This is a genomic window from Adlercreutzia aquisgranensis (assembly GCF_943193145.1).
Classification (GTDB): Bacteria; Actinomycetota; Coriobacteriia; order Coriobacteriales; family Eggerthellaceae; genus Xiamenia; species Xiamenia aquisgranensis.
Window position 1 is genome coordinate 1 of record NZ_CALPDA010000013.1, and the last position, 19,034, is coordinate 19,034.

14 protein-coding genes and 1 pseudogene are annotated in these 19,034 nt (G+C 66.1%); all 15 read right to left on the reverse strand.

What is annotated here, in order from left to right; genetic code table 11:
• Positions 1–184: 184 nt before the first annotated feature.
• The 15 genes and pseudogenes from NFR41_RS08725 to NFR41_RS08795 all read right to left on the reverse strand — a co-directional run bounded on the left by NFR41_RS08725 (position 185) and on the right by NFR41_RS08795 (position 18,922).
• Positions 185–1,123: a shikimate dehydrogenase family protein gene (locus tag NFR41_RS08725; RefSeq protein WP_251231535.1), complete on the reverse strand. Its 939-nt coding sequence runs from the start codon at positions 1,121–1,123 to the stop codon at positions 185–187.
• A complete protein-coding gene (locus NFR41_RS08730) occupies positions 1,120–1,701 on the reverse strand; it encodes a YqeG family HAD IIIA-type phosphatase (protein WP_251231536.1) in 582 nt (193 codons plus the stop codon). The genes NFR41_RS08725 and NFR41_RS08730 overlap by 4 nt, the downstream gene beginning before the upstream one ends.
• A gap of 30 nt (positions 1,702–1,731) precedes the next feature.
• Positions 1,732–2,898: an endolytic transglycosylase MltG gene (gene mltG, locus NFR41_RS08735; RefSeq protein WP_160212805.1), complete on the reverse strand. Its 1,167-nt coding sequence runs from the start codon at positions 2,896–2,898 to the stop codon at positions 1,732–1,734.
• Positions 2,899–2,913: 15 nt separating this feature from the next.
• On the reverse strand, positions 2,914–3,330 hold the full coding sequence (gene ruvX / locus NFR41_RS08740) for a Holliday junction resolvase RuvX (RefSeq protein WP_251231537.1): 417 nt from the start codon (positions 3,328–3,330) through the stop codon (positions 2,914–2,916).
• Between the two features lie 19 nt (positions 3,331–3,349).
• Positions 3,350–5,986 (reverse strand): alanine--tRNA ligase, encoded by a 2,637-nt coding sequence (alaS, locus tag NFR41_RS08745; protein WP_251231538.1) that lies wholly within the window; start codon positions 5,984–5,986, stop codon positions 3,350–3,352.
• 25 nt (positions 5,987–6,011) lie between these two features.
• Entirely contained in the window at positions 6,012–7,373 is a 1,362-nt protein-coding gene (locus NFR41_RS08750; RefSeq protein WP_251231539.1) for an AI-2E family transporter, read from the reverse strand.
• A 48-nt stretch (positions 7,374–7,421) separates the two neighbouring features.
• On the reverse strand, positions 7,422–8,207 hold the full coding sequence (locus tag NFR41_RS08755; RefSeq protein WP_251231540.1) for a DUF948 domain-containing protein: 786 nt from the start codon (positions 8,205–8,207) through the stop codon (positions 7,422–7,424).
• Between the two features lie 284 nt (positions 8,208–8,491).
• The gene (locus NFR41_RS08760) at positions 8,492–9,118 is read right to left on the reverse strand and encodes a 4Fe-4S dicluster domain-containing protein (RefSeq protein WP_251231541.1); all 627 of its coding nucleotides are present in this window, start codon (positions 9,116–9,118) and stop codon (positions 8,492–8,494) included.
• A gap of 2 nt (positions 9,119–9,120) precedes the next feature.
• The gene (locus tag NFR41_RS08765; protein ID WP_251231542.1) at positions 9,121–11,661 is read right to left on the reverse strand and encodes a molybdopterin-containing oxidoreductase family protein; all 2,541 of its coding nucleotides are present in this window, start codon (positions 11,659–11,661) and stop codon (positions 9,121–9,123) included.
• Between the two features lie 399 nt (positions 11,662–12,060).
• Entirely contained in the window at positions 12,061–13,002 is a 942-nt protein-coding gene (locus NFR41_RS08770) for a slipin family protein (RefSeq protein WP_251231543.1), read from the reverse strand.
• Positions 13,003–13,063: 61 nt separating this feature from the next.
• On the reverse strand, positions 13,064–13,474 hold the full coding sequence (locus NFR41_RS08775) for a GntR family transcriptional regulator (RefSeq protein WP_160212812.1): 411 nt from the start codon (positions 13,472–13,474) through the stop codon (positions 13,064–13,066).
• 60 nt (positions 13,475–13,534) lie between these two features.
• Positions 13,535–14,410, reverse strand: coding sequence for an NrfD/PsrC family molybdoenzyme membrane anchor subunit (nrfD, locus tag NFR41_RS08780; RefSeq protein WP_251231544.1), 876 nt, complete (start codon positions 14,408–14,410; stop codon positions 13,535–13,537).
• Between the two features lie 223 nt (positions 14,411–14,633).
• A pseudogene (locus NFR41_RS08785) lies at positions 14,634–15,935 on the reverse strand (replication-associated recombination protein A); the annotation flags it as partial.
• Between the two features lie 685 nt (positions 15,936–16,620).
• Entirely contained in the window at positions 16,621–17,172 is a 552-nt protein-coding gene (locus NFR41_RS08790; RefSeq protein WP_251231546.1) for a cytochrome c3 family protein, read from the reverse strand.
• A 4-nt stretch (positions 17,173–17,176) separates the two neighbouring features.
• Positions 17,177–18,922: an FAD-dependent oxidoreductase gene (locus NFR41_RS08795; protein WP_251231547.1), complete on the reverse strand. Its 1,746-nt coding sequence runs from the start codon at positions 18,920–18,922 to the stop codon at positions 17,177–17,179.
• Between the last annotated feature and the right edge of the window lie 112 nt (positions 18,923–19,034).

Consider the following 19,034-nt stretch of genomic DNA (forward strand, 5'->3'; position numbering starts at 1 on the left):
CATATGTCAATCGTAATCCGACTGTCCGGGCAGGGGACTTAAACGGTCGGACCAACTACGATTCAGACTGTAATGGGTGGCGGCAAGGGGGGTGATGGCGATGGGGAGGCTGGCGGCAATGGGGGGCGGCAATGGGGAAGCTGGCGGCAAGGGGGGTGATGGCGATGGGGATGCGCGAGCGGGGTTACAAATCGAAGCCCGCCCCCTGGGCCATGATGTCGAAAATCTGGCCATCCGAAAGATCGCAGGGCACCTCGTTCAAGTCGAACAGGATGCGCGCGGTGGCCACTGCCTGGCCCACGAGCATCCCCCGGCCGTCGAAGAAGGCGGCGCCCACCTGGCGCGCGGCCCGTTCGAGCGCGCTCGTGCCGTGGCCGTAAACCGCCTGCAGAACCGTCTGGCCCCCATGCAGAAGCGCGGTGTCGAACGGAGCCGGGTCGTCCTCGCCCATGCCCAGCGGCGTGGCGTTCACGATGAGGTCGGCTCCCTCCAGGGCCTGGCGCGACGTATCGTAGGCTCCGAACCGGAATCGCACGTCCTTCAGCAGGCGTGCGTAGCGCTCGCGTCCCAAGGCGGCCGTGGGCAGCGCCGATGCCGCCCGGGCCAGATGCTCGAGTCGGTCTGCGTAGCCCTGCAGCTCGCTTTGGGCGCGGTCTTTGCTGCGGGAGAGCAGCACCACGTCCCTGGCGCCGGCGACAGCGCAGGCGTGCAGGATGGAAAGCGAGGTGGGGCCGGTACCGCACACGGCCACGAATGCTCCCTCGAAACCGAAGCCCGTCCGCTCAAGAGCCATGACGCAACCGTGGCCGTCGGTATTGTAGGCCACAAGGCGCCCGTCCTTCACCGCCAGCACGTTCGCTCCCAAGGCAAGCTTTGCCGACGACGCCTTCGCATTGGCCTCGGCCAAGGCCACGGGCTTGTAGGGCATGGTGACGTTCACCCCTAGGAAGCGCCGGGCAGCCAGGAACTCCTGGGCATCGGCGGGCGTGGGCAGGTCGGCCAGGCCGTACTCCCAGGAAAGCCCCATGGCGCGGTAAAGCGCGTTGTGCAGCGCCGGGGACTTGGAATGAGCCACAGGGTGCCCCAAAACGAACAACTGCTGGCCAGTGCCCGATTCGCTCATCTGGAATCGCCTCCCGGGTTACCCTGCGGTGCGCATGGCTGCGGCTCCGCACAGCTCTTGACCGCGGCCTCGGGGACCAGGGCGCCTTCGGGCCGTCTATCGCCCATCACCAGGCGCTCGAAGTTGCGCAGGATGAGCGTATGGGGCAAATCGGTTTCCACCAACGGCGCCAGCATGTAGGCGGTCATGCCCAGGAAATGGGCGCCCAGCACGTCGGTGACCAACTGGTCGCCTATAACCACGGTGTCGGCGCGGCGCCCGCCCACCTTGGCGCGGGCCGCCAGAAACGCCGGCGGCAGCGGCTTTACGGCATGGTCGACAATAGGAAGCCCGAGCGAGGCCGCCAGCTCGCGCACGCTTGCGTGCCAGTTGTTCGACAGCAAGCAGAACGACACGCCCGCATCGCGCGCGCGCCCCAGCCACAGCCCCACATCGCGGGGCACTTCCGAGGTATCACGGGTGAGGATGGTGTTGTCCACGTCCAGCAGCACGTGGGTAAAGCCGCGCGACAGCAGATCGCCGTCGACGTCCACGCGGCTGAGGCGCGAGAAGTAGCGCTCCGGTTGCAGAAAGCCCATGATGGTGCGGCCAGCGCCTTGGCGACCCGGCTACTCGCCGGAACCGCCGTAAGCCTGCTGGTGGTCCTCGTAGGTCTCGCTGAAGGTGTAGCGCATCTCCCCGTTCTCGTCGGGCTCGAAGTAGAAGTAGTAGAGCACGCCGATGGATTCGGGGTTGGGGTTGCAGGCGGCCTCCAGGCAGCCCAGGCCCGGATTGCAGATGGGGGTGGGCGGCAGGCCGGCGTTCAAGTAGGTGTTGTACTCCCCTTCGGCCTGCAAGTCTTCGGGGGTAGGATCGTGGCCCACCTCGTAGGCGGTAGTAGCGTCGCTTTGCAGCTTGTAGCCCAGCTCCTCGCTGTTCAAGCGGTTGACGAACACCGCGGACACGTCGGCGCGCACCGCTTCGTCGTCGGGGGCCTCCTTCTCGATGATGCTGGCCAGCTTCACGATGTCGTACCAGCTGTAGCTGGCTACCAGATCGGAGTACTGCATGCCCGCGATCTCGGCCTTGAACTGGTCGAGCATAAGGCGCGTCACCGACTCGGCCGTAGCGTCGGCGGTAATGTCGTAGGTCTTGGGGAACAGGTAGCCCTCCAGGCTGTTGGTGCCGGCGCTGGACAGGAAGTAATAGTCCTCGGCGTAGACGCTGGCGTCGGCCGTGGCGGCCAGGAAGTCGTCGGCGCTGATGCGACCGCCGGTGGCCTCGTCCACCGCCTGGGCTATGCCCCAGCGGGTGGAGCCCTCGGGGATGGTGAGAGCGTTGAGCATGCCCGGACCCGCTTCCAGCTGCTTGATGATGGTGTCCAGCGAGCTGCCGCCGGCAAGCTCGTAGGTACCGGGCTTGAGCTGGCTTGCCACGCCCAGCTGGTTCACGCGGTTCGAGAAAGCACGCTCGTCCTCGATAAGCCCCGCCTGATACAGGATGGAGGCGATCGACCCGGCGTCGGAACCGTCGGGGATCTCCACCGTGGCGCTCTGCCCCTGCTCCAGCAGCACGGCCGGTTTCAGGAATCCGAACATGTTCGTGACCCAGTAGGCCGCGCCGCCCACCAGGCACAAGGCAAGCACGCCGGCGATAATGCCGGGGATGATGGACTGCTTGGGGCGGATGTAGCTGGTGTCGTAGGTGCGGAACTGCCTGTCGCCCTGGCGATGAGCCGCCCGGGTGGCACGGTTTGGATGCGACGAGTACGTGACCTGGTTTCTCCGAAACGCCATAGCAGCCCTTTCCACCTACCGTTCCAGACGGGCGTCCAGCCACGCCTGAAGAAAGAGAGATGCCGCTATCATATCAACTCTCCCCCGCATCGCCTTTTCCGATAACCCCTGTTCATGCAAAATACGTTTGGCTTCCGAAGAGCTTAAGCGCTCGTCGGCGAAGGAAAGCGGCAGTCCGGCACGGGAGGCGATGGCCCGGGCTCGGGCGCGGACGCGGGCGGTCTGGGCGCTCTCGTCGCCGGAAAGGGACAGGGGAAGGCCCGCCAGCAGGCATTCGGGCTCCCAGTCCTCCAGCACCCGCCGCCACGACGGAGCTGCCGCCTCCACCTCGGCGGCGGGCAGCACGCACACCGGCGTGGCCACCTTCCCCGTCGGGTCGGACACGGCCACGCCGATGCGCTTCTCCCCTATATCGATCGCCAGAACCCGCACGCCGCTCGCGAAGGGACGCCTACAGCAGCATCTGGCGGACGGCTTCCACGGCCTCGTCAAGCCCGGCCGCGTTCTTGCCGCCGGCCTGGGCCATAACCGGCTTGCCGCCGCCACCGCCCTGGATGAAGGGCGATACGGCCTTGATGATGGCCGACGCGTCGAACCCGGCGACAACGGCCTCGTCGGTGCCGGCGGCCATGATCAGCGGCTTGCCGTCGTTGTTCACGGCGAACACGACCGCTCCCGGGGCCGACAGGCGCGAGCGCACCACGTCCCACATGTTGCGCAGCTTGCCGCCCTCCACGTTCTCCAAGCGAGCGATCAGCAGCGGGTAGCCGCCCTTGGCCTGCACCACCTGGTCGAGCAGCCGGGCCGTGTCGTCGGCCGCGGCGCCCTCGCGGATGCGCTTGTTGGCCGCCTGCAGCTCCTTGAGCTGCTTGAGGTTGGCGGCGGTGCGCTCGGCGGCGTCGAAGGGCTGCACGCGCAGCTGGGACGCCACGTCCTTGAGCTGCGCCTCCACCCGGTTGAGGTACTCCAGGGCGTCGAAGCTGGTGACCGCCTCGATGCGGCGCAGGTTCGCGCCTACGCTGGACTCGCCCACGATCTTGACAAGCCCGATCTCGCTGGTGGCCGACACGTGGGTGCCGCCGCACAGCTCGCGGGAGAAGCCGCCGGTGTCCAGCACGCGCACCACGTCGCCGTACTTCTCGCCGAACAGCGCGATCACGCCTTCCTCGCGGGCCTGGGCCAGGGGCTTTTCCGTAGCGGTGACCGGATGGTTCTCCATAACCTTCTGGTTTGCCAGACGCTCCACCTCGGCCAGCTGCCCGGGCGTGACGGCCTCGTAATGGGTGAAATCGAAGCGCAGGCGGTTGGGGGCCACGAAGCTGCCGGCCTGCTTCACGTGGTCGCCCAGCACCTGGCGAAGCGCCCAGTGCAGGATATGAGTGGCCGTGTGGTTGCGGCGGATGCGCTCGCGGCGCGCCACGTCGATGGCGGCATGCACCGTATCCCCCACGGCGATGCGTCCGTTCTCCACGGTGACCGCATGGGCGATAAGGCCCTTCTCGGGCTCCTTGGTGTCGGTCACCGTGGCCGCACCGTCGGCCTTCTCGAGCACGCCGGTATCTCCCACCTGACCGCCCTTCTCGGCGTAGAAGGGGGTGCGGTCCAGCACCACGCGCCCGGACTGCCCCGCTTCGAGCGCGTCCACCGAAGCGCCGTCCACCACCACGGCCACCACGCGGGCGTCCTCTTCGGACAGATCGTAGCCGTCGAAGATGGTGGGGCCGCTCGCCTCCAGGATCTCGCTCATGACGCCGCCGTAGGTGGACCAGGCCGCTTCGGCGTCCTTGGTGTTCGCCGCGCGCGCCCGGGCCCGCTGAGCTTCCATCTGCTGGTCGAACTCGGCCATGTTGACGCTGACGCCGCGCTCGGCGGCCAGCTCGCGGGTCACCTCCACCGGGAAGCCGAAGGTGTCGTGCAGCGTGAACGCCTCCACGCCGGAAAGCTCGGTGCCCTCCAGGCGACTCAGGGCCTCGTCCAGGAAGGCGCGGCCCTGGCGCAGCGTGGCGCCGAAGCGCTCCTCCTCGGAGAGGATGACGCGCCGCGCCAGCTCGCGGTTCTCCACGATTTCAGGGTACACGTCCCCCATGAGCTTCACGATCTGGTCGACGTAGTCGTTCAGGAAGGGCTTGTCCAAGCCCAGCAGATGCCCCTTCATGACCGCACGGCGCAGCAGACGGCGCAGCACGTAGCCGCGGCCTTCGTTGGAGGGCAGAATGCCGTCGGCCAGCATGAAGGTGACGGCACGGCTGTGGTCGGCCATGATGCGCAGGGACAGGTCGGCTGCCGGATCGTCGCCGTACACGCACCCGGTCAGCTTCTCTCCCACCGCCACCAGGCTGCGCAGCACGTCGGTCTCGTAGTTGGATTGCACGCCCTGCATGATGGCGGCCATGCGCTCAAGACCCATGCCGGTGTCGATGTTCTTCTTGGGAAGCGGCTTCAAGGTACCGTCCTCCTGGCCGTCGTACTGGGTGAACACGCAGTTCCAGTACTCCAGGAAGCGGTCGCAGTCGCAGCCCGGCGCGCAGTCGGGGCTGCCGCAGCCGAATTCGGGACCCTGGTCGAAGTAGATTTCCGAGCACGGGCCGCAGGGGCCGGTGGGGCCGGCGCGCCAGAAGTTGTCGTCCTCGCCCAGCTTCGAGATATGGCTTTCGGGCACGCCCAGGTTCTTCCAGATCTCGATGGTCTCGTCGTCGTCCTCGAACACCGTGAAGTACAGGCGCTCAAGCGGAAGCCCCAGCACCTGGGTGGAGAACTCCAGGGCCCAGGCGCACATCTCGCTTTTGAAGTACTCGCCGAAGCTGAAGTTGCCCAGCATCTCGAAGAAGCTCAGGTGCCGCCCCGTGGTGCCGATGATGTCGATGTCGTTGGTGCGCACGCACTTCTGCACGGTAGTGGTGCCGATGTAGGGCGCCTCCAGGTGCTTTTGCTGCAGGAAGTAGGGCTTGAACTGCACCATGCCGGCGCTCGTGAGCAGAAGCGACGGGTCGTCGGGGATCAGCGACGACGACGGCATGCGCTTGCAGCCCTTCTCCTCGAAAAAGCGCAGATACTTCTCGCGGATTTCCGCTGTGGTCATGTACTCCATGAATCTCCTGCTTCCTAGCCTGTGGCTATTGCTTCCTCAGAAAAGACGCGATGCGGTCGAAGATGCCCGGTTTGCCCGAGCGCGCCCGACCGCCGTGGCCCTGCCCCTGCGAACTGTCCTGCGGCTCGCATCCCGAAACCGCGTCCCCCATGGGGTCCACGGTTCCCTCGCGCGCCGGCGTTCCCTTGAAAAACACCCCGTCGACAGCCACGAGCTGCCGCCCAGTGCGCTTCTCGAAATAATACACGAAGATGCTTTTGAACACCGCCACAAGGGGGATGGAGGCCAGCATGCCCACAACCGAGCCCATGATGCCGCTCATGGCCCCTCCCACGGCGCTGCCGGCCATGAGCGCGAAGAGCATGAGCGAGGGGTGGATGTCCACGGAGTTCGCCATGATCTTGGGCGATATGAAGGTGTAGACCACCTGCTGAATCACGATGGTGCCCACGAGCGCTATGACCCCGGCCCAGAAGTTCACGAAGATGCCAGCCACGGCAGCCAGGGCGCCTCCCAGCCACGGGCCCACCACCGGAACGATGTTGAGGATGCCGGCGATAACCCCCAAGGCCGCCCAGTTGGGTATCTTGACCACGGCGAACAGGATGACGCAAGCCAGCCCAATCACGCCGCACTGGATGAGGGTCCCCTTGATGTAGCCGCCCATGACCCGGGTGAAGGTCAGATGCAGCATGGTGGCGGTCTCCTTGTGCCTGGGGCCAGCCAGACGGGTGCACTCGCGGCCCAGCGCCGGCAGCTCCATGAGAATCCAAAACGCAATGACCAGGGCGAAGCCTATGGTCATAAGGGTGTTGGCCACGCCGGTGCCGAAGGCCACCACCCCGTCGGCTGACGACGAGGCGAAACCCGACGCCCACCCAGAAAGGCTTGCGAAGGCGCTGTTCATCCACCGCTGGATGTCCTCGTTGGACAGCAGGTCTGCGTAGCGGGCGTACAGGTCGTTCCACCAGCTCGACAGCTGGTCGATATAGCCAGGTATGCTGTGGATGAGATTGGCGAACTGGTCGCCCACGCCGAACAGCGGCGAGAACATAAGCAGCCCCACCAAGCCCAGCAGCAGAGCCATGCCCACGTAAGCTATGGTGGTACCCACGGCGCGGGGGACGCCCCGGCGCTCCAAGGCCGCCACCTGGCCGCGCAAGCAGAACACGATGACCACGGTCCAGATGAGCATGCCCACCGGCACGGACAGCACGTTGAGCAGGTAGACGAGCACGCCCGTGAGCACGATCACGCCGATGATGGTCCACACGGCGGCCAGAGCCTCGCTCCAGCTGCGCCAACGACGGCGCGCGGCGGCCGGCGCAACGTCTCCTCCGCACGGCGCAGCGCCCTCGCCACTAGGCGAAGACGCCACAGGTTTCATCTGGTTGTCGTTGGAAGCCACTGCGAGCAGCCCGCCCCGGACGAAGGCCTAGGCCTCGGCGGAACCGTCGCCGTCAAGGGCGGCAGGAGCTGCGGGAGACGCGGCAGGGACGTCGGCTGCGTCCATCTTGGCGGTGTCGACGGCGACCGAGGCCGTCACCGCGTTCATCATGTCGTCGGCAGTGGCGCTGGCCTCGCGCATGACCGCCTGGCGCGCCTCGGCCTTGGCCTCGGAAGCGGCCTTGCGGTCCTCGAACTTCTTGGTCTGCTCGGACATGGCGCCCTGGGTGGCGCTCACCACGGTGCTGGCAACGCCCTGGGCCACCGTGGAGACGTTCTTGGCGGTGGAGGCCACCTCGCCCAAGGTCTTCTTGGGCTTCTCGACGGACTGCTGAGCCTGGGCCGCCCTGGCCGCGCCCAGCTTGGCGGACTCGTCGGAGGCACGCTTGGGACGAAACGCCGTACGCACCTTGGAGGCCACGGAGGTGACCAGCTCCATGGGGGCGCTGGCGATGGTGTCGACGGAGTTCACGGTGCTGGACACCGAATCGGTGATGTCGGACACGTCTTCCAGAATCTGGTCGACCCGCATAAGCTCCAGGTTGGCGGCGTCCACCGTAAGGGACACGCGCTCCACCAGCGGGTCCACCTTGGCCACGGCCGGCTCCAGCGATGCGGTAATCTTCTGCACGCTGTCAAGCGTAGGCTCCAGCTGCTTTTGCAGGGAGTCCACCGTGGAGCGGGTCTTGCGCACCGTCATCACCAGCTCGATGACGAACCAGACCAAAGCCACGCCCACGACGATGTACACGATGGGGAGCAGGATTTCCAACATAGCTACGACCTCCGGTGGTACCCGTACTTCTTTTCGGGCAACTATAGCATTGAGCGGTTTCATTTTAGCCGCAGCGGCGCGGGTTTACACCGCGCTTTCATAGCAAGTTGGCCACGGTTTGGCACCGTGGGCCCGGCCTCGTGCGGCGGCGCAGGGCACAGGAAAGCCCCGCCCTTATCGACAGCATGGGGGCGACTGTCGATGGCAGGGCGGGGCGTACGCGGGAAATGCGCATCGGTATTGCGCGGCTCGGAGCTAGGCGGCCGCGCGATGGTGCATGCGTCCTACTTCAGCAAAAACACGCTGGGGTTGGTGCCGGCGTCGGTTTCCAGCTGCTCCACCGTGCGACCGGCTATAAGCTTCGAGATGTCGGAAGCGGGGTCGTCCAGATCGCCGAAGGTGCGGGCGCGGCCGGGGCACACCTCCACGCAGAAGGGCACGTCGCCCTCCACCACGCGGTGGTAGCAGAAGGTGCACTTCTCCATGGTGCCCTTCTCGTGCACCGGGGCGTTGGCGGCGCCGAAGCCGAAGTCGGCATAGTAGACCGGCTCGCCCTCCTGCAGCACGCGCACGCCGTAGGGGCAGGCCTGCTGACAGATGCCGCAACCGATGCACTTGGAGTTGTCCACCAGCACGATGCCGGTCTCGGCGTCCTTGTAGGAAGCCTGGGTTGGGCACACCTCCACGCAGGCGGGATTCTCGCAGTGCTGGCAGGACAGGGTGTAGGACTCCATCTTCAGGTTGCGGGCGGCATAGGTGCCGCTAGGGCTGTCGGGGGTTTCTCCGCCGACGTTGACCACCTTGTTCCACCACATGTTCTGGGGCAGGTTGTTCTCCACCTTGCACCCGGTCACGCAGGCGCTGCAGGCAATGCAGCGCTTGACGTCGATAGCCATTCCGTAATGCGTCATGGTTACTTCTCCCCTTCCCACTTGCGGACGGCCACCAGGCAGTCCATGAAGCTTTGGTTGCACAGCACCGGGTCGGTCTCGCAGGAGAGCGGCTCAGACCACCCGCCGGCGATATGCTGGTCGGACTGCCAGCTCTTCGGGTACACCATGGTGCCGGGGCGAATGGCCTCGTTGCACACCAGCTTGGCCACCGCGTGCCCATGGTCGTTGTAGCACTCCACGATGTCGCCGTCGGAAAGCCCCTGGGCCTTCGCATCGGCGGGGTTGATCTTCACCGTGGGCTCGGGATCGAGCTCGCGCAGGATGCGGTTGTAGGCCCACTGGCCGTGCACGCGGAAGCGCGGACGCTCGGACATGAGTACGAACGGGTACTTCTCCGCCAGGGGGTTGGTGGGCCAGGCCTCGCGGGGCTCGAACCAGGTGGGCACGTGCTCGCGGCTCAGGTCGGCAGCCTTGGACGCCTGGAAGTTCACGCCGTAAGGGGTAGGGTTCTCCAGATACAGCTCCGCACGGCCCGAGCCGGTGGTGAACTGCAGGTCCTGCCACTGCATGAAGGGCTGGCCGCCGAAACCGTGGATGGCGCGCTTCTTGCACAACTCGTCATAGGTGATGCCCAGGGCCTTCGCCGCATCGCTATCCAGGTATTCGCGCAAGAACGCCTCGCCGTCGGCGGGGAACAGGTCGCCCAGGCCCATGGCCACGCCCAAACGGCGCATGATCTCCATGTCGGGCAGTGCCTCTCCGCACGGCTCAATGGCCTTCTCGGAATGGATGACATGGTAGGTGTTGCCCATGGTGACGGCATCCTCGTACTCGAACCAGTGAGCCGCCGGCAGCACGTAGTCGGAGTAGCGGGCCGTATCGGTCATCATGTAGTCCAGAGTCACGATCAGCTCGAAGTTGGCGAACACCTGGTCTCGCATGAGGTTGGTGTCGCACCAGGTGCACATGGGGTTACCCGAGTGGATGAGCAGCGCCTTGGGGGTGACGGGGGCGCCCAGGTACTCGCCGGTCTCGAAGACGGCCGGCATGTTCCAATAGGCGATGGTGGGGCCGGCAGTCACGCCCTCGGCCGGAGCCGCCGCAAGGACGGCGGGGTTGCCCACGCCGATAATGAGCCACGGCGCCGACGAGCAGTTGGCACCGGGCTTGCCCAGCTGACCGGCCAGCGCAGCCATAATGGCGCAGGAAGAGCTGGGGGCGATGCCGTTGTCGTAGGCCTGGGAGCCCCAGCCGATGCGGTGGGTCACCGGGCCGTCGCAAGCCAGGCGCGCCAGCTCGCGGATGGTGTCCTCGTCCACGTCGCAGAGCTTGGAGGCCTCGGCGGGGGTGAACTTGGCGATCTCGTCCAGAAGCACGCTGTAGACCGTGCGCACGGTGCCGCCGGCCACCTCGAAGGAGCCTTCCAGGGCAGGTGACGCAATAGCGCCCAGCTCCACGGCCTCGCCGGCCGCCTCGTCGTAGACGGCGTAGGGGTTGACCACCGTAGGCTGACCGGTCAAGGGGTTCACGGGGCCTTCGGTGGGCTCCACGCCAAGGTCGCTCATGCGCACCAGGGTGCCGTCTTCCTTCACCAGGAAGGGAGCAGAGGTGTGTTCGCGGACGAAATCGGTATCCACCAAGCCCTCTTCCACCATGACGTTCATCATGCCCATGATAAGGGGCATGTCGGCGCCGGGGCGGATAGGCACCCACTTATGGGACTTAGCCGCCATCTGCGTGAAGATGGGGTCGATGCAGATGACGTTCGCCCCCGCCTCGATGGCGTCGGCTACGAAGTGCCAGTCATGCACCTGAGCGTCGGTGAGGTTGTTCGACCACAGAAACAGGTTCTTGGCGTTCACATAGTCGCGCGGGTCGTTGCCGGGCCACGGATGGCCGCCGTAACCGTACACGCGCATAAGGCCGTACATGTTGCCGTTGTCCAGCGGGCCGCCCATAGTGGAACCGCCGATGGTTCCCAGCCACTTGCCCGGCGTGCCGCTGGTGGCATGGTAGACGCTGGAACCGGAAGCCTTGAAGATGGACGATCCGCCGAACTCGGCAATGTAGCCGCTCATCTTCTCGGCGATGTCGGCGATGGCCTCGTCCCAGCTGACCTTCTCCCAGTTGTCGCTGCCCCGCTCGCCGGTCTGGCGCATGGGATAGAGTACGCGCTCCGGGTTGTAGATGTTCTCGTTGCTGACCAGGCCGCGCAAGCAGATGCGGTTGAACTCCGGTGCGTCGTCGAAGTTCGCTGGAGCGGTCTTCACCAACTTGCCCTCGCGCACCGTCGCAGTCATCATGCAGGTATTGAAGCAGTTGGGGCGGCAGCAGACGTTGAAGGTCTGGTCGGTGCCGGAGGCTTTCGTGAACTGCTGCTGGCTGCCGTCGTTTCCGCCGGGCTGCTCGGCATCGGCCACCACCGGATCGGTCGCGGGCGCTTCGGGCTCGGGCTTCGAGCACCCCAGAGCGCATCCGGCCCAGGCAGCACCGGCCACAACGGCGCCGGACTTCAGGAAGCTGCGGCGGCTGAGGCCGCGATGCTCCGTGCGTGCGTGCATAGTTCCCCCTCTCAAGGCGCGCGTCTGCCGTTTCGATTGCGCCGCTTTCGCCCGCCAAGGCCGATTTGCGATGTTGTCGGGCAAACAGCTCAAAGAACCGCTGCGTCGTTCGCAACTCGCCTGTATCTTTCCGACGGTACGGCACGCCAAACAGAAGACGCGCTTGCGTCATTGCAGGTAAAACACACTCTTCAGTTGGGTAGTCGACTTCCCCTCTATTTTCATATGAAAACTCTTTTCATAGGAAAAGTCAAGGAGGACGGAGGCTTCTGTCTTATCTATGTTGAGGATAAAACTCGGGGCGTCACTAGCGCGACACACTGAGTGACGCCAGACCTGCCGCTGCGCCCGCCCCTAGTACAACCATGCGCTGTCATTCTGCCCCGCTTTGCTGTGCGGCTAGCGCTTGGCAGCCCCCTCTACCACCTTGTCGGCGAAGCCCTCGTTCCAGGAGCTGGGCACCACCATGGCGCCCTTGCCCTCCTTGATGCCTTCGTAGAGCAGGTACATCTTGCGCAGGTCGAGGGCCGTTTCGTCGTCGTAAGTGCGGGCAAAATCGCCGATGATTTCGGAAATGGACGTCTCCGCCTCCATGAGGATGAGCCGGGCCTTCTTCTGCTGCTCGGCCTGGGCCTCGGCCGACATGACGTCTTGCAGCGCTTCGGGCAGCAGGATGTCACGTACCTCCACGGAAAGCACCGTCAGCCCCCAAGGGGCCACCTTCTCTTCCAGCAAGCGCTTGAGCTCGCGGTCCAGCTGGTCGCGGCGGCTGGCCACTTCGGCGGCGCTGGCTCGCCCGATGGCGTCGCGCAGGATGGTCTGGGCGGAATAGAGCAGCTGCAGGGCGTAGTCGTCCACGGTGGAGCACGCCTTCTCCGCGTCGTGGACCATCCAGAACACCACCGCGTCCACGTCGAGAGGCACCAGATCGCACGAGAGCGTCTCCTCGGCCCCGAACGAGGTGGAGCGCACGCGGGTGTCCACGCGCATGGTGGAGTACTCGACAAACGGCATGGTGAAGAACAGGCCCGGGCCCTTCACGCCTTTGAACTTGCCCAGGCGCATGACCACCATGCGTTCCCACTGCTGGGCTACGTGCATCGACGAGGCCAGCAGCACCGACGCCAGCACCGCTGCGACCACGGTGAAGAAGTCGATGCGCTGGGCCACCGCCCACCACAAGGCGCACACCGCCAGGAACACAACGGCTACGGCTCCTGCCTGCAGGAAGTAGACGCCGTTGCGCGAGGCCCGCTGCATGGGGTCGTCGCTGGACTGCTGGGCCGACACCACCCGCGAGGGACGCCCCTGCTCCTGCGACGCCTTCCGAGAACCGAACATCGTCTCCCCTCCCCTTTCTTCTGCGCCGAGACGAACCGACGGCGCCCGAATCCCTGCGGCCCTAGGCCCCGCCCCGACGGCGGCCGCCTTCCGAAAGCTCGAGCTTGCGCAAGTGGGCCCTCATGGCCGCTTCTATATCCGAATGGGACAGCCCCAGGTCGGTCAGGGCGGCCACGCATTCGGAAAGGGCCTGGCCCACGGCGTCGGACTGTGCTTCGGCCTCTTCGCCGTCGTAGCCGTTCACGAAAGCGCCCACGCCCCGCTTGGCTGTGATGTAGCCGTCGTTAGCCAGGCTGGTGTAGACCTTCGACACCGTGTTGTAGTTGATGGAGAGCTGGCTTGCCAGCTCGTGGATGGTGGGCAGCTGGTCGCCCGACGCATAGGCGCCCGAGTTGATGAGGAAGACGATGCGGTTGCGCAGCTGCACCCACAACGGCACCCCGCTCTGCTCGTCTTTTTCGAACTCGAACACGCCCGGCCTCTCCCTGAAACCCCGCCCCGCCTGCACCGGACCCGAAGGCCCGCCGGCTGCCTATACTACCGCAATCACGCAGAACCGAAGGGCGAAACCGGCCAGAAGCACCAAAGCCGGCGACAGCCCGCCATGGAGCCGGTAGCCCCTCACGAACCGGGGCAGCGCCCAGGCCGCCACCGGAGACGCCACCCCGCACCCCACCACCACCGTCCAGAACGCCCATGCGAGCGGCCCTGTTGCAAGCTGCGCAAACGCCTGTGGGGCCGCATAGTGGGCATGGATCATGAACAACACCAGGAACAGGCCCTCCAGCACGGACAGGGCCGCCTCGGCCGCCGCGGTGCGTTCGTGGCCCCGCTCCAACGGAAACACCCGCAAAACCATGCCCGTCAGCGTGGCCAGCGCCAAGCCGCACGATGCGGACGAGCAGAAGAACAGGCCCACGAGGGCCCACGTCTGGAAGAAGGCGACCGCCCGAAAGCCCATGAGCAGCAGCGCCGTGTAGGTCATGGTCACGCAGGCAGCCACCAGCTGCGCCGCGCAGAGCAGGGCGCCCGCCGCCGGAGGCAGCGTGCGGCGGTGCAGGTGCAGCACGCCCGCCAGCGCGCTCAGGAGCAGCACAGCCCCCAGCGAATAGGCCCCCATGGCCACCAGAGAGGTGTTGGGGCTGGTCAGAAGCACCAGCACCTTGTCAGGGCGTTCCATATCGAAGAGCAGGCAGACCGCGCCCAGCAGGCAGACGGCGGCGGCCAGCACGTTGCCGAAGCCGAAAAAGCGCCGGTGCTGGCCCGACGAGAGTCCGTTTAAGTGCTGGCTGCGGCCCGATTCGCCCAGGCCCAGCACCTGCCCAAGGGTGAGCAGCCCCAGCAGACCGCCCAGGGCAGCCCCCGTGCCGCCCAGAAACAGATAAGCTATGACCAGGGCGTCAAACATGGGAACCTGCGGACCGCCCGCCCGCCTCCTCGCTCGCTTGGGCGCAGGTGACATCCGACGGCGCGCCCGGATGCGACGCGTCGGCAGCTGGCACGGACACCGCATCCCCATCGGCGGTCGGCGCAGACGCTGCACTACCGTCGGCATTACGCGCAGGCGCCGCTCCATCATCGGCAGTCGGCGCGGATGCGGGCTGGGGAGCCTGCACCCGACAGCCCGCGCGCCGGTCGCGCTGGGTCGCCTCCACCCGGTAGGCCTCCCAGCCGCGCTCGCTGGGGCGGTAGAAGCAGCCCCGTTCCAACCCCTCGGGCAGATAGCGCTGGTCGACCCAAGCCCCCGGGAAGTCGTGGGGATACAGATACGACCCGTAGTTCTCCGAACCGGGACGGTGCCGGTCGCGCAGGTAGCTGGGCACCTGGCGGGCCGGACCGTTTCGCACCTCACGCAGCGCAGCGTCGATGCCGGCTTCCGCCGCGTTGCTTTTGGGAGCAAGCGCAATGTAAGTAGCGGCGTGAGCCAGTATGATGCGGCATTCCGGATACCCTATGACCTCGGCGGACTTGAAGGCCGCATGGGCGACGAGCAGCGCCTGCGGATCGGCATTGCCCACGTCTTCGGAGGCGTGGATCATCATGCGACGGGCGATGAACTTCGGGTCCTCCCCGCCATCGATCATACGGGCCAGCCAATAGAGAGCGGCGTCGGGGTCGGACCCGCGCATGGACTTTATGAAAGCGGATATGACGTCGTAGTGCATATCCTTGTTCTTGTCGTAGGGCAGGCTGCGGTGGGGGGTGGCCGCGGTCACGTCCGCTTCCGTTACGGGCGCAGGGTTTTCCCTGGTGCCCGGCTCCACCATGCCCGCCGCCAGCTCCAGCGTGGTGAGCGCCCCGCGCCCGTCGCCACCGGCCAGAAGCACGATGGCGGCCCGCGCCTTGGCATCCAGCACGTAGGCGCCTGCAAGCCCCCGCTCGTCGGCGACTGCGCTGTCCAGCAGGCGCGCCACCTCGCCGTCGGTCAGGTGCTGCAGCTCCACCACGCGGCTGCGGCTGATCAGGGCCGAGTTCACTTCAAAGAAGGGGTTTTCCGTGGTAGCGCCCACCAACACCACCACCCGGTCCTCCACCGCGTGCAGCAGCGCGTCCTGCTGGCTGCGGTTGAAGCGGTGGATCTCGTCGACGAACAGGATGGTGCGCGTGCTGCTCATCATGAGGCGCTTCTCGGCAGCATCAATCTCGCGGCGCAGGTCGGACACAGTTCCGCCGATGGCCGATACCTCCACGAAGGCGGCCTTGGTGGATTCGGCGATCACGTGGGCGATGGAGGTCTTGCCCGTACCCGCCGGCCCGAACAGGATGACCGAGCTCAGCTGGTCGGTCTCGATGGCGTTACGCAGCCAGCTGCCCGGCCCTACGGCCTGGGTCTGCCCCACCACCTCGTCAAGCGTGCGGGGCCGCATGCGCACGGCCAAAGGGGCCACAGAGGCCCGGCGGGAGTTTTCCATGTCGGTGAACAACGTATTCATAGGAAAACATTCTAACTCATCGAACGCATGTTTGGAATAGCAAATGCCGAAGCGGGGCGAAACCTGCGAAAGACATTGGTGCACCCCCTGACGCCCGCCGGCTCGGCCCCCGACGCCCGCTGGCGCACCCGCCACGACGCCCGTTGGCTCGCCTCCACGCCGCCCGCTGGCGCACCCCTTGACATCCGTTGGCGCACCCGCCCTGACGCCCGTTGGCCCGCCTCCACGCCGCCTTCGCGCAACTTTTTGGCTGAAATCGCCGGCTTTGCATGAGGACGAGGCTGCTTTCGCATGCAAAGCCGGAGAAATCAGCCACCAGGCCATGCAAAACCGGATTTTTCGGCCATCGCCGATGCAAAAGCGGAAATTCCAGCCAAAAAGCCATCGCGCATCGCTAAGAAGCGGGCGCTGGAGAAGCGGGCGCCGAAGGTGCCATTTGATGCAACCCTTTGCCGCTTAACCTTTTGTCACCGGAGAAGCGGGCGCCGAAGGTGCCATTTGATGCAGGTGCCTTCAAGCGGCGAACGCACCTTACGCACTCCCCTTTGGCGCTTTCAAGCGATGCTGCGCTCGGAAGCGGACAGGGCCCAAGCGAGCTGGCTGGGCGCTTGCAAACAAAGCGAGCCGGGGGTTGGGTCCCGGCTCGCTCCTTCGTTGCTGCTGCTTTGGCGTTTGCCTGAGCGGCTTAGCGCTTCATCGTCTGGCCGCCGTTGGGGTGGCACTGGCCGCAGATGTCCACCTGCTCGCTGTGACCCTTGTGGCACTCGTTGCAGTCCTCGATAGTGCCGTGGATGGAGTCATGCGGGTTGTACTCGCCCAGGTCGGCCGTCTTTTCGGCAAGGTTCTCCCAGCTCACATGGCAGCCGGACCCCAGGCACGTGGCCGTGTCGGTGTAGTAGAGGCTGCTCATCTCCGGCTCGCCCTCAACGCCGACTACGACCAGCTGCTCGGCGAAATCGCCGGTATGGCAGCTCTCGCAGTCCTGGCCGAGCGCCATATGGAAGCCCGCAAGGCTGTCGGCGCCCTCGCAGGCTGCGGCATGCTGGGGATAGGAGGCCATGTCGAAGCCGCCCTGGGAGGTCTCGGCTTCCTGGCCGGACCCGGTCGCAGGCTGCTGCGGGTTCTGCTCTCCCGACCCGGCACCGGAGCTCTGCGCGCAGCCAGCTGCCAAGCAGGCCGCCAGGGACGCAGCCGCCACCAGGGCGACGAGCCTCTTCGCGTTCGCGATCTTCTTCATTGACTTAAGCCTCCTTTGCGGCGCTCTGGCCGGACACGTAACCGAAGGTGACGCAGCGCCCGATGGACGGTCCGAAGATATGGCGCGGATAGTTGTTGCTGAAGAACCCGCCCGACGCGTTGCCGGCAGCGTACAGGCCCGGGATGGGCTGGTCGTCGTAGTCCAGCACGTTGCAGTTGTAGTCGACCACCAAACCCGACACGGTGGACAGGATGGACGACTGGTGCTTGATGGCGTAGTAGACGTCGCCCTCGATCTTCTTCACGCCTTCCATGGGGCGGTTGAAGTCCTCGTCGATGCCGGTGTCAACGAAGCCGTTGAAGCGCTCGACCTGGGCCGCCAGCGTGTCGGCGGGCACGTCCATCTTCTTCGCCAGCTCCTCGAGCGTCGGCGCCTGGAACGCCCACTCCTTTTCCTCGAAGGCCTTCAGGGCCTCCAGGACGGACTCGTTGACCACCTGGGCCGAGCTGGCCACGCGCCAGCAGCTCTCGCCGTAATGGCACTGGGCGGTGATGGCGTTGCTGCGCGCTTCGAAGGGAAGCGCCTCGGAGGCGAAGCGGATGCCTTTCTCGTTGATCATGAGGCCGCCGGACACCAGGCTGGTGATGCCCAGGTTCGACGAGTAGAACGAGTCAGGGCTGCCGAAGTCAAAGTTCATGACCGCCGCCGGCAGCGGGTCCATCTGGCCGCCCACGGCAAGTCCCATGAGCTGTCCGTCGCCGGTGGTGCCGTAGTTGGGGCACCAGGAGGCGGCGTTGGCGATGTCCTCGGGGCGGCACCAGGCCTTGAGCATGGCCGGGTTCGCATCGAATCCGCCCGTGGCCAGGATGACGCCCTTCTTGGCGTTCACCTGGTAATAGCCGTCGGAATCCTTGCAGATGGCGCCGGTCACGCGCCCGCCGTTGTCGCGCACCAGCTTCACCACGGGATTGCTGTAGCGCACTTCGGCGTTGGGGCGCTTGGACAGCGTGTTGGCCAGGTCGGCCACGATGTAGATGCCCGCGCCGCCGGCGTTCTTGATGGTCTGCTCGGACCACTGGGGGCTCGAGAAGGTGACCTCGGTCTGGGGCACCTCGAAGTGGTGCGCGTTCTCCTTGTTGATCTTGAAGCCCTCGGTGATCTGGCCGTCGCCCTCGTCGAACCTCTCCTGCAGCCAGTCGGCCGCCTCGCCGGAACGACGCCCCCACAGCATGATGGGGTCCACCGGCATGCGGTACAGGCCCGCCAGGCGCATGCGGTCCATGGCCTCGGGCACGTTGCACTCGTAGCCGGCGTCGGCCATGGCCTTGCCGCCGGTGACGCCCATGCCCTCGAACATGCCGCGGCCCTTGGTCATCTTCTCCAAGCACAGCACCCGGGTGGTGCCGTCGTCGGAGGCCGAGAGCGCAGCGCAGGTGCCCGTGATGCCTGCACCCGCCACCAGCACGTCGGTGTCTTCCGTGCGCTTGATCTCGTCAGCGGCGATGTCGCGCATCTCGAAGGCCACCCTGCCCTGGCGACGCATGTCGGTGGGGGCGTCGATGACGGGGATGTAGCGCACCTTCTGCGGGAACACGTCGGCGTACATGCCGTCGGTCTCGCTGAAGTTGGTGACGCCGCGCGTGGGCTGGCCCTCCCCCGTACCCGGGGCGACCAGTTCCTCGCCATGGGCCGCCTGCACGCCGAAGGCCCCCGCGGCCGCAGCGGCGCCCAACATGGCGATGCCGCTGGCCTTCAGGAAATCCCGACGACTCTGGGTAAGCTCTCCCATAGGTCCAGATCCTTTCCGTTCGTGTATCCTCCCTAAAGGCAGGTCCGGAGCATCGCCCTTCCGGCGACCGGTCCTGCCGCGTCCCCATGATGGCACCGGCTGGGAAGCGCTG